Origin of the sequence: Neptunomonas sp. CHC150 (genome assembly GCF_030397555.1) — a bacterium.
GTDB classification, from domain to species: domain Bacteria; phylum Pseudomonadota; class Gammaproteobacteria; order Pseudomonadales; family Balneatricaceae; genus Neptunomonas; species Neptunomonas phycophila.
In genome coordinates this window covers 388,696-400,490 of sequence record NZ_JAPNXU010000011.1, presented here as the reverse complement: position 1 = coordinate 400,490, position 11,795 = coordinate 388,696, and the positions used below count along the sequence as shown (strand labels likewise).

Annotated in this window: 11 protein-coding genes; 10 read left to right on the top strand and 1 reads right to left on the bottom strand. The window is 43.3% G+C overall.

Features of this window, described 5'->3' with window-relative positions:
- Positions 1-13: 13 nt before the first annotated feature.
- Positions 14-2,137, bottom strand: coding sequence for a bifunctional tRNA (5-methylaminomethyl-2-thiouridine)(34)-methyltransferase MnmD/FAD-dependent 5-carboxymethylaminomethyl-2-thiouridine(34) oxidoreductase MnmC (gene mnmC, locus OW491_RS15770; RefSeq protein ID WP_290036855.1), 2,124 nt, complete (start codon positions 2,135-2,137; stop codon positions 14-16).
- 148 nt (positions 2,138-2,285) lie between these two features.
- Between mnmC and OW491_RS15765 the strand changes: the two genes are divergently transcribed.
- Genes OW491_RS15765 through OW491_RS15720 form a run of 10 tightly spaced genes read left to right on the top strand, consistent with a single transcriptional unit; the run spans position 2,286 to position 11,786 of the window.
- Complete coding sequence (locus OW491_RS15765) at positions 2,286-2,660, top strand: DVU3141 family protein (RefSeq protein ID WP_290036854.1); 375 nt, start codon at positions 2,286-2,288, stop codon at positions 2,658-2,660.
- 50 nt (positions 2,661-2,710) lie between these two features.
- Positions 2,711-4,408 carry a polysaccharide biosynthesis/export family protein gene (locus OW491_RS15760; protein ID WP_290036852.1) on the top strand — a complete coding sequence of 566 codons (1,698 nt, stop codon included), beginning with the start codon at positions 2,711-2,713 and terminating at the stop codon, positions 4,406-4,408.
- Between the two features lies 1 nt (position 4,409).
- Complete coding sequence (locus tag OW491_RS15755; RefSeq protein ID WP_178968014.1) at positions 4,410-5,210, top strand: ABC transporter permease; 801 nt, start codon at positions 4,410-4,412, stop codon at positions 5,208-5,210.
- Entirely contained in the window at positions 5,207-5,866 is a 660-nt protein-coding gene (locus tag OW491_RS15750) for an ABC transporter ATP-binding protein (RefSeq protein WP_290036849.1), read from the top strand. Before OW491_RS15755 ends, OW491_RS15750 begins: the two co-directional genes overlap by 4 nt.
- Positions 5,866-6,948 (top strand): chain-length determining protein, encoded by a 1,083-nt coding sequence (locus tag OW491_RS15745; RefSeq protein ID WP_290036847.1) that lies wholly within the window; start codon positions 5,866-5,868, stop codon positions 6,946-6,948. The genes OW491_RS15750 and OW491_RS15745 overlap by 1 nt, the downstream gene beginning before the upstream one ends.
- A 13-nt stretch (positions 6,949-6,961) precedes the next feature.
- Complete coding sequence (gene rfbA / locus OW491_RS15740) at positions 6,962-7,855, top strand: glucose-1-phosphate thymidylyltransferase RfbA (RefSeq protein WP_178968018.1); 894 nt, start codon at positions 6,962-6,964, stop codon at positions 7,853-7,855.
- The gene (rfbC, locus tag OW491_RS15735; protein ID WP_290036845.1) at positions 7,855-8,403 is read left to right on the top strand and encodes a dTDP-4-dehydrorhamnose 3,5-epimerase; all 549 of its coding nucleotides are present in this window, start codon (positions 7,855-7,857) and stop codon (positions 8,401-8,403) included. Before rfbA ends, rfbC begins: the two co-directional genes overlap by 1 nt.
- Positions 8,396-9,322 carry a dTDP-4-dehydrorhamnose reductase gene (gene rfbD / locus OW491_RS15730; RefSeq protein WP_290036844.1) on the top strand — a complete coding sequence of 309 codons (927 nt, stop codon included), beginning with the start codon at positions 8,396-8,398 and terminating at the stop codon, positions 9,320-9,322. The genes rfbC and rfbD overlap by 8 nt, the downstream gene beginning before the upstream one ends.
- Positions 9,322-10,422 carry a dTDP-glucose 4,6-dehydratase gene (rfbB, locus tag OW491_RS15725; RefSeq protein WP_290036843.1) on the top strand — a complete coding sequence of 367 codons (1,101 nt, stop codon included), beginning with the start codon at positions 9,322-9,324 and terminating at the stop codon, positions 10,420-10,422. Before rfbD ends, rfbB begins: the two co-directional genes overlap by 1 nt.
- A complete protein-coding gene (locus OW491_RS15720; RefSeq protein WP_290036840.1) occupies positions 10,422-11,786 on the top strand; it encodes a hypothetical protein in 1,365 nt (454 codons plus the stop codon). The genes rfbB and OW491_RS15720 overlap by 1 nt, the downstream gene beginning before the upstream one ends.
- Positions 11,787-11,795 lie beyond the last annotated feature (9 nt).

The window sequence follows — 11,795 nt, the reverse complement described above, 5'->3', positions numbered from 1 at the left end:
CTATATAGAGTCGTTATCGGCCAATCTTGTTCCGTATCAAGTCTTTAATAATGAATCGAGCTGGATGCAGCGCATCAGACATGGGTTTGTGTATGGGTAATGGTTCGCCTGTTATCAAACAAGCCAGGTATTCGGCACACAAGGGTGCGGTAATTAATCCTTTTGATCCATGCCCCATAGAAAGGTAAAGATTAGGTTGTAAGGGGGCGGGTGATTCCTCAAAGGGCCATTTCCGATCATTGCGTAACTTGTTGTAACGTCTTACATAGGCATCAAAATCAGGTGCAGGCCCTGCAATAGGCATATAGTCCGGTGTTGCACAACGAAACCCGACTTTAGCGTGCCACTGATTTGTCGGCGGTAAGCTGTCGGCTAGCTTAGGTGCCATTTTGCCCAGTGTATTGAGGTTGTAATCGTGATCTTCTGGGCGCACTTCATCGGTAACCTTGTGTAGGTCAAAGGTTGCACCAAAATAAAGATTATTTTCGACAGCAGGGCAGCAGTACCCGTCGCCACATATAATTGTGTTTAGCGAGTGTTTAGTATCATTCGTTGTCTCATGATCATTGTCTGAGGCCTGCGGAGCGACGGGTGCAGAAGAGACCTGACCGCGAATAGGTTTGAGGGGCAATTGGCTTAGCAGCGTTAAGGTTTTGGCATCATGCGCATTGGCAACCACAACGGCATCTGCTGTTAACTCACCCTGATGGCTGATGATTTGCCAGCGATGAGCGTCTGTTGTTGCACCTGTTGGGCAAGGCCGTAAATTGAGCTCTGTCACCTTAGCATGGGTGGTTAAGGTAATTAATGGGTGATCAATGAGCGCTTCACACAAGGCTTTGGGGTAAACCCAGCCAGCGCGAGGAAAAAACAGCCCTGAATGTGGGATAGCTGTGTTGGCGATGCGCGATGCTTCTTCGGCTGTCACCGCCTTTACAACCGCTTGGCTCAACGCATTGTTAGCTAACAGCTGTTGTTGACGTTGGGCTTCTTTTTCTGAGGTTGCTAATTGCAGTAACCCGCACTGGTCTGCTCGCTTACCATCCAGTAAACGATGAATCTTTAGCAGCCTTAGTGTGTACTCTAAGCCCGTTAGGTGCAGTTCGCCGCTGAGTGTAGGGTCAACAGGCAGCTTGGCGTACAAGGCTCCTTGTCGGTTTCCGGACGCTTGTTGGCAAATCTCATCACCTTGTTCTAATAAGGTGACACGTACCCCGCGGCGGGCGAGGGCTTCGGCTGTTGTGCAGCCTGCTAACCCAGCGCCAATAATCACGACGTGCTCGGGGGCTTTAGCAGGGCTGGGTAATGTAAACCAAGGGGTTGGCAAACGTGGCGGTTTTGGTGTGGGTTGCGGAACATCGTTAACCCACGGGTGTTCGGTATTAAAAGGCAGCGTTGAATGCCCTACAAAGTAGCCTTTTTGCATATCACGTTTGGTGCCATGCCCTGTGGCCCGTTCTACTAAAAAGCCTTCTTGTTGGAGGCCTCGCCTAACCGTACCGGCGATGGTAAACGTCGAGAAATGAGTGGCTAGTGCTAGCTCTTCGTTAGTGTGGCTCAATCGGCTGATAGCCGCGAACAAATCAGGGCTCCACATCGCTGGATTTTTAGCGGGGGCAAACCCATCTAAGAACCACGCATCTACTCGGTTGTGCTGTGGGCTGAGCTGCTCAAAGCTTTGGGTGGCATCACCTAAACACAGAGTCAGGTAGCAGCGGCCGTTATTTAAAATAAAACGGTGCATGCCTTTAATCGCTGGTGGGTATTGGTCAAGTAATTGCTGTGTGTAGGCGGCAAACGCCGGAAAACTCGTTAATGCGTGCTCTAGATCAGCATGCGTTAGAGGAAACAGCTCGGTAGACAAAAAGTAAAGCCGCTGCGTGGCTTGCTTGTGGCAGCGATCAATCAATGCCAATAAGCAAAATAGATTAGTACCCGTGCCAAAGCCTGTTTCGCCAACCGATAAAAAGTGGTGCTTGAATAGACCTGTATCAAGCCGTACTGGCAGGTTGTTGCCTTTGATAAACACGTGTTCGGTTTCTGCCGTGTTATCATGCTCGTTAAAATAGATGTCATCAAAGGTTTCTGAGCGGGGCTTACCATTGGGCCAAATTAACTGGGCGTTACGCGGTTGCATGGGTGGTCGGTTCCGAAACTTAGGTAAAATGATGACTTACTCTACGATTCAATAATACATTGAAAGTAAAGCAAGATAGGGTCTGTCGCTATTATACCCAATGTAATAAGATACAGGCGCTAATTAGGATATTAAAGGGAGTCGCGTTGTGCGATTAATAGTTAAGCGCAGTGCACAGTTCGTTGGCATTGCAATGACAGGTTTATTAACAGTTGGCTGCGCGTCGCAGCAAGCTAACAGTGGCTACACAGCTGCATCTCTCTCTCAGCCGATACAGTATCTACCGGCAGAATTCTCCCAAACGCTTTCGACTGCACTTAGCGGTTCTAGCCAGTTCTTTGCGGCCAGCCCATACGGGGATCAGGTCACTATCGAGTTTCAATCACCTTATTTTGCCGCTAGCGGCGCTACGTGTCGCCAGTTAGTTGTGAGCAATCAAGCAAGCAGCGTTAAGTTGGCCTGCACGCATAATGGAACTCAATGGTATTCGGCTCGCTCGCTAGTGGCGGGTTCAACACTTTAAATCGATAAGCCTAATCAACACACGCGGGTTAGGCTGTACAGGTTATCTAGATGTTAAACAGAACAACACTCGTTTTAGCTGGTTTTTTATCTCTCATCTCGGCATCGGCAAACGCTTTAACGATTAATACAGGCACTGGCGGATTGGATGCTTCCCAGCAAGCACAGTCTATTGATGAACCCGTAAATGACGTGCCAAATACCAATTGGCGTACAGGCACTTACGGGCCACAACACAATACAATGCCACAAGGCTTTGATACAACGGTACTGCCTTATGGTACTCAGCTCTTTACTGGGGGCTTTAGAGGCACCCGTTCGGATGGCTTTAATCCGGATTATAAAGTAGCCCCGGGTGATTTAATCACGCTTCGTTTATGGGGCGCCGTAGAAATTGAACGAGCATTACCTGTAGATGCTAAGGGTTATATTTTTATCCCTACCGTTGGCCCTGTTTCTGTACAAGGCACATCGTTGCAAGCTCTCAACAGCCGTGTAAAAGCAGCGGTATTAACCGTGTACCCTGAAAACGTGAATGTGTACACCAACTTGCAAGGCACTCAACCGGTTGCCGTATTCGTGACAGGCCAAGTCGAAAACCCAGGCCGTTACGCTGGTACGCCAAATGATTCGGTGCTCTACTTTTTAGATCAAGCAGGCGGTATTGATGATCAATTAGGTAGCTTTAGACAAGTGCGTGTATTGCGAAACGGTAAAACTATCGCAACGGTTGATCTCTATAGCTTCTTAAAAAATGGTGTTATGCCGCGTGTACAATTTCGTGATGGCGACACCGTTGTTGTTGATCAGCGCCAATCCGCTGTATTAGTCAGCGGTGAGGTAGAGCGTGACTATTTATACGAGCTAAACCTTTCGGAAACTGATGGCGGCCACCTATTGCGTTATGCACCCACCAAACCGGGTATTACGCATGTCCTAGTACGTGGTATCCGTGGTGAAGGCTTATTTTCTAAGTACTACACGCTAAATGAATTTAAAACAGCCCAGTTAAATGACGGTGACGAAGTCTTATTTAGCGCGGACCGCCGTGAAGACACCATCGTGGTACAAGTTGAAGGTAGCTACTATGGCCCTTCACGTTATGCGATTCCTAACGATGCCACACTCACCAGCCTGCTGGATAACATTAGTGTGCCGCAACACCTCACAGAAACGCGCAGCATCTCAATACGCCGCGAAAGTGTAGCTGAGCGTCAGCGCCAATCATTGATGGAAAGCTTGCGCCGCTTAGAAACCACCTACCTAGGTGCTTCGTCTTCTACTCCTGAAGAAGCCGAAATTCGTGTAAAAGAAGCCGAACTTATCAGCCAGTTTATCGAGAAAGCCTCAAAAGCTGAGCCTACTGGCCGCATGGTGGTTGCCAACAACGGCAAGATAGCTGACATTCGCCTGCAAGACGGAGACATCATCACTATCCCCGAAGCCACAGATTCCTTGTTAGTGAGTGGTGAAGTACTCATACCACAAGCGGTTGTCTATACACCAGGCGACAACGTAAACGATTACGTAGAGCGCTCGGGTGGTTTTACGCAACACGCGGATGATGAGAATATCCTAGTAGTGCGCCTCAATGGAGAAGTATTAAAAGCAAGCGATGCGCGCCTACAGCCGGGTGATGAGATATTAGTATTGCCGCATGTACCTACTAAAAACCTACAGCTAGCAACCAGCCTCACACAAATTGTTTATCAATTAGCCATAGCCACAAAAGTAGCGCTGGATTTGTAAGATGAGTGTTTTTGAGCATACGCCGAGAACGTCACTCCAAGTGACGTTTAGCGTTTGGAAGGCCTTGTTCATACGTGAAGCGCTCCAGCGAACAATGGCCGAGCGTTTTTCATGGTTTTGGATGATCGCTGAGCCAATCGCTCAAGTGATCATGTTTGTAGGTATTCGTGAAGTCATTGGTAAACTTAATTTAGTTGCTGGTGCAGATTATGTACCTTGGCTTGTCGTAGGAATGATGACTTTCTTTGTATTCAGAGAAGGGATGATGAGGTCCATCGGCGCGGTAGAAGCTAATAAGGGGCTATTTTCGTATCGACAAGTAAAGCCTGTTGATACTGTTCTCATGAGAAGTGTGGTTGAAGGTATACTGAAAACCTTTGTATTCATCTTGCTGATTATGGGCTTAGAGCTAGTCGGTATAAGTTGTTTACCTGCTGACCCTTTTTTTGTGATTCTGTTTTGGCTGCTGGCTTGGTCATTAGGGCTGGGGGCTGGCTTATTCTTCTCTGCTGCTAATGCGCTAGTGCTAGAAACAGGCATCATAGTCCGCATCATTAGCTTCCCGCTTTATATCCTTTCCGGTGTGATGTTTCCTCTAAACTTTTTACCGCATTATATGCAAGAACTGCTCTTGTTTAATCCAGTATTGCATCTAGTTGAACTGATGAGATCAAGCTTCTTTGAAGGCTATCGTCCTGTTAATGGTATCTCGGTGCAATATGTGATGTGGTGGGCGCTAATACAAATAGCATTAGGTTTGGCCATGCATCTGCGATTTGAATTCAGGATTAAAGCGGCATGATTGAAGCTAAAGGCCTTTATAAAAGGTACCGCCATCACACCTCTAAAGATTGGGTGCTTAAAGACTTAAATTTTAAAATTCCGACTGGCGTTAGTGTTGGGTTAGTAGGCTCAAACGGCGCTGGAAAATCGACCCTTTTACGGTTGATTGGTGGAATGGATACACCAGATAAAGGGGAGCTTACGCGAAATTGTCGTGTTTCTTGGCCAATTGGTTTGGCTGGTGGCTTTCAGGGCACAATGACCGGACGGCAAAACTGCACGTTTGTAGCGAGAATTCATGGAGACGATTCAAAAACAGCAGCTATTTTAGACTTTGTTCAAGAGTTTGCTCAAATAGGCAAAGCTTTTGACCAGCCAGTTAAAACATACTCAAGCGGTATGCGATCAAGATTGGCATTTGGGTTATCCCTCGCCTTTGATTTTGATGTGTATTTGTCTGATGAGGCAACCGCAGTCGGTGATGCTGTGTTTAAAGAAAAGGCTAAGAAAGCATTTAAAGATAAAGTAGGTAAAGCCAGCCTGATCATGGTTTCTCACTCTGAGGGAATATTAAAAGATCTCTGCCAAGCGGGTATTTGGCTACGTGATGGGCAGGCAATTTGGTTTGATGATATTAATGAAGCGTTATTGGCTTATCGAAAGGATATTGCGTAATGAAAGTGTGGTTTAAACGCTACCCGTACTGGTTTGTTTATACGGTAATAGTCGTTGTTGTATCGTGTTATTGGGCGTTTTTTGCTACAGATCGTTATATTTCAGAAACTAACGTTGTATTAGAAAGCCCTGAAATTACGCCGGTGGCGCTTAACTTTAGTAGTTTGTTAACGGGTGGGAACAGCTCTAAGGACTTGTTACTACTTAAAGATTATCTACTGTCAGTAGACATGATGCAGCTGTTAGATAGCCAGTTAGATCTAAGAGGGCATTACAGCAGTAGCAACATAGATCTGATATCTCGCCTGCCTAACGATGCTTTGCTAGAAGACTTTCATGAATATTATCAATCAAGAATTGAAGTCATTATGGATGATTATGCGCAAATCCTTCGTATAAAAGTTCACGCTTTTACCCCGGATATGGCGCAAAAAATAGCAAAGGCCTTATTGCGTGAAGGTGAAGCGCACATGAACCGGATGGGGCAACGGTTAGCTGAAGAGCAGGTGAAATTTATTGAAACACAAGTTGACAGCTTAGCGGGGCGCTTAGCCACGGCAAGAGATGCACTTTTAGCCTACCAAAATGAACAAGGGTTGATTTCGCCAACGTCTACCGTTGAGAGCATATCAGCGGTAGTGGCCGAATTAGAAGCGCAGCTTTCAGGTAAGCAAATTGAGAAAAGTGTCTTGCTTAACTTTCAAAGTGCAAGATCGCCCGACGTTTTGAAACTCTCTAATGAGATTAAAGCGTTAGAGGCACAAATTACCCAAGAGCGAGGCCGCATGGCTGCGAACAAGGGGAATAAGCTTAATAAAATATCAGCGGAGTACGAAACACTAGAGTTGCAGGCTAAATTTGCTTTGGATTTATATTCGAATGCACTCGCTGCTTTAGAAAATACTCGTGTAGAAGCGGTGCGCAAGCTCAAACAAGTGTCGGTTCTCCAAGCGCCGACTATGCCTGAATTTTCAGTTGAACCGCGCCGCTTTCATAATATTTTGTCTTTTATATTGATGGCGGCTTTAATCACGATGATCATTCAATTGTTAGATACCGTGATAAGAGAACACAAAGACTAATAGTGGGTGGAAAATGACTAAATCACGTAAAGGCATAATTTTAGCGGGTGGTTCAGGAACTCGTTTGCACCCACTAACCCTTGGCGTTAGTAAGCAGTTAATGCCTATCTATGATAAGCCCATGATTTATTATCCCTTATCTACGCTTATGCTAACGGGGATTCGGGATATTCTAATTATTACCACGCCTGAAGATCAGCAAGCTTTTTACCGATTACTAGGCGATGGCTCGCAATGGGGCATTAATCTGAGCTACGAGGTACAACCGTCGCCAGATGGGTTGGCGCAAGCGTTCATTATTGGTAAGTCATTTGTAGATAATTCCCCATCGGCTTTGGTTCTTGGCGATAACATATTTTATGGCCATGATTTTAATCATTTACTGATTGATGCAAATGAAAGGCAAAGCGGAGCCACGATTTTTGGCTACCACGTGGATAACCCGACTGCATATGGCGTTGCCGAATTTAACGATAAAGGCGAAGTAATAAGCTTAGAAGAAAAGCCCGAGCACCCTAAATCAAATTACGCTGTTACAGGGCTGTATTTTTACGATGAAAACGCATGTGACATGGCAGCTACTATTAAACCCTCTCACCGTGGAGAGCTAGAAATCACGGATTTAAATAGCCTTTACTTAGAACAAAATCAGCTGAATATGGCGTTGATGGGGCGTGGTTTTGCATGGCTTGATACCGGAACTCACGATAACTTACTTGCCGCGTCTCAATTTGTACAAACATTAGAAAAACGCCAAGGTTTAAAAGTATGCTGTCCAGAAGAGATAGCCTATCGAAAAGGCTACATCAATGCGGAGCAATTATTAGCAATAGCTAAGCCGCTACAAAAAAGTGGTTATGGGCAATACTTGAACAAATTATTAGATGATAAAAAACGGGTTTTTTAATGGATTTTATACCACAAGCAATCCCTGATGTTGTTTTAATCAAACCAACAGTGTTTGGTGATGAACGTGGCTTTTTTATGGAAACTTTCCGTGATGAGCTATTTAAGGAGAAATGTGGTGGCTACAGTTTTGTACAGGACAATCACTCTTCTTCAACGCGTGGTATTCTGCGGGGGTTACACTATCAGACCCACCAACCGCAAGGTAAGTTAGTACGCGTTATCTCTGGAGAAGTGTTTGATGTTGCAGTAGACCTGCGTAAATCATCGCCAAGCTTTGGAAAGTGGATAGGCGTCATATTATCAGCTTCAAATAAAAATATGCTTTGGGTCCCACCTGGCTTTGCTCATGGTTTCTATGTTTTGTCAGAACATGCAGAGTTTGTTTATAAATGTACAGACTATTATTCTCCCGAGTACGAAGTTTCATTGCAGTGGAATGATCCAACCCTAAACATTAATTGGCCTATAGTTGATAAAGCGGCTCCAATTTTATCGGCTAAAGACAGCAACGCATGCAGCTTTTCACAGGCCCCTTATTATGATTAAAAATAATAAGCGCGTTAGGGTGTTGCTAACTGGAGCTAATGGTCAATTAGGCCAAGAAATACAGAGCCTGTGTCAATCTGAACTTTATTCACTACTCGTTGATTTGCACACATGTAATAAAAGCGAACTAGACATATCGAATCCGCAATTAGTTAAGCAAGTCTTCGAAGCACTCCAACCTGATTGCATAATCAACGCAGCCGCTTATACGGCCGTTGATACTGCAGAGAATGAAAAAAGCAAAGCGTTTGCAGTGAACGCTAAAGGCCCATTAGTGTTAGCAGAGCAAGCGCAAGGTATTGGCGCTCGCCTAATTCATATCAGCACCGATTATGTTTTTGATGGAAAAGCTTCGGTGCCGTACTGCGCTAATGATAATAAAAACCCCATTAATGTTTACGGCCAGTCAAAGTCAGAAGGCGAGGACTCTGTGTTAGCCGCAAGTGCAAACAACATCGTCATAAGAACGGGCTGGGTGTATTCTGTCTATGGGAATAATTTTGTAAAAACGATGCTCCGTTTAATGAATGAGAAGGATGAACTTTCTGTAGTAGAGGATCAAATTGGCACACCAACATGGGCTAAAACATTGGCTGATATATCGCTTAAAGCCGCTGTTATGAGTGATCTCAATAAAGGGCAAGTGTTTCACTGGAGTAACGCAGGCGTAGCATCTTGGTACGATTTTGCAAAAGCCATATATGATGAAGGCCGTCGCTTAAAATTAATTCAATCGCCTTGTCGAGTTATGCCAACGCAAGCTATCAATTTTCCTGTGATCGCTAAGCGGCCTGCTTATTCAGTACTCAACAAATGTAGAGCAATCGAAACATTTAAACCTGATGTGCTGCATTGGCGAGATGCACTTACTCAAATGCTTGAACATCAAGCGTTCTTATTAGAAAAAAAGGAATGCTAATGAACAAAAGTTTACTAGTGACCGGAGGCGCAGGCTTCATTGGGGCTAATTTTGTACATTATTGGTTGCATAACCACCCCAACGATAAAGTGGTAGTATTAGATGCACTGACTTACGCGGGTAACAGGCAAAACTTACTGGGGCTAGAAGACACAGGGCGCTTTACTTTTGTTCACGGTAATATCTGCGATGAGGAGTTAGTTAGATCGCTGTTAATAGAACACCAAATAAATACCATTGTACATTTTGCTGCTGAATCACATGTGGACCGTTCTATAACAGGCCCTGATGCGTTTATTGAAACAAATATTTTAGGTACCTATTCACTTTTAAAAGCAGCCAAAGCGATATGGTTAGATGAGCCATCCAGTAAAGGTCTGCCTCCGTTGTTGCATCGTTTTCACCATGTTTCCACCGATGAGGTATATGGAACCTTAGAACCAAACGATCCCGCATTTACAGAACAAACAGCTTATGCACCTAATTCCCCTTATGCAGCTAGTAAAGCAGCCTCTGACCATTTAGTGCGCTCTTATCACCATACCTATGGGCTGCAAGTAACGACGTCTAACTGTTCGAACAACTATGGCCCCTATCACTTCCCTGAAAAGTTAATCCCATTAATCATAACTAATATTTTACTTGATAAACCTTTACCAGTGTATGGCGACGGTAAACAAGTGCGCGACTGGTTATATGTCGAAGATCATGCCAGAGGTATCGATCTAGTTCTTGCCAAAGGTAAAGTAGGAGAAAGTTATAACATTGGTGGGCATAACGAATGGCATAACATAGATATAGTGCGACTAGTATGTAACCTAATGAACGAGGCACTTAAGTACCCAGACGTTCAAGCTAAGTTCCCTCTGGCTAAGCATGCGGCAAAAGGGCAAGCTGAGCTGCTTATTACTTATGTAGAAGATCGTCTAGGCCATGATCGTCGTTATGCAATTGATGCTTCAAAAACAACGCAAGAGCTTAATTACCGCCCAGCAGAGTCATTTGAATCTGGAATTGCTAAAACTATAGATTGGTATTTAAAGAGTGATGCGTGGTGGCGTGCTTGCTTAGAAAAAGCTTTTGATGAGGAAACGTTATAATGAATATTGTGTTAAATGTAACAGAGACGGAAAGGTGGTCCGTATTAACACAGTGTATCGAAGGTGAATTTTGCCTTGCAGAAGAGATAGAAAGCGAGAAAGGTAATGGGACATATGTGCTTAATGATGTGTGCCAAGTGTCATTTATTGAAGAAATTCTGTCTAGTGAAAATATAGAAACGGTAATTGTGTTCTATCAACAGGCTGAATATTATCTCGCAGAGAAAATAAGAAATGGTGTAGAACTAATTTATGCTTCTGAAGAATGGATGGGGAGTTTATGCCAGTTAACCTTGTTGCAAAAAAAGAATCGTACTCGAATTAAACTTTATAATATAGAACAGGCTTTGGGTGAAATTCCAGTCTTAAAAAACTCATTAAATTCTTTTGGAATAAGTGTTTTAAATGAGCATGAATCAGAAGTTTCGGAGCGCGATATCTATTTTTTATGCGCTTGTCAGTTTGTGCTTCAAACAGATGAATTTAAGAATTTTAATAGATTTATGCAAGCAGTTAGTTATCCGTTTAAAGCATCAAGTAGAATTAAAATAGACGTGGAAAAGTTGATCCGTTTTTTAGAAAAAAATAAAGGGTTGATTAGAGGGATGGAACAAGAAAATCGTCTAATATCCAAACAAATAGTACGGTCACATAAGTGTATAGAAGAAAGAATATTTATGCTTAGGGATGAAAATAGGAAGTATAAAAAACTGCTACTAGACAATGATAAGCTGAAAGATTTATATGATAGTCTTAAAGAAAAATCAGAAGGGATGGTGAGAGAAAGGATAGATCTTTTAAGTAAACTAAAAACTGTTGAGTCAGAGAATTCTTTGTTAATAAAGCAGTTGCAAAATGTTCAGAATGAAATAGAGGCTATCTTTTTTAATAAAGATAATAATAACTCAGTACACCAAAAGGTGGGTAATGAATACAGTAAGATAGACTTTAAGAAAAGTTTTTTAATAAAGGAATATAAATTATCATTATTGGAGGAAGAAGTACAAGCTCTTAAAAAATCTTACATTTGGAAAGTGACTAAACCTCTGCGATTATTGAGAAAAATTATATTTAGTAAGAAAACAAAATTTCGGGATAGTGAAAGTGTAGAAGCTATTTTGTTATCTGATTTGTTTGATAGTGAATGGTATTTGGCTCAATATCCAGACGTTGCTGATTCAAAAATTAATCCTGCTGAACATTACCTGAGATTTGGTGCTGTTGAACATAGATTACCTAGTCAATTATTTGATGGCGACCGCTACATTGAAAAATACCCTGATGTAGCAGGCTCCGGGATGAACCCGTTATTACATTATATAAAGTTTGGTGAGAATGAAGGCCGCAGCATACCAAAGAAATAAAAAATACTA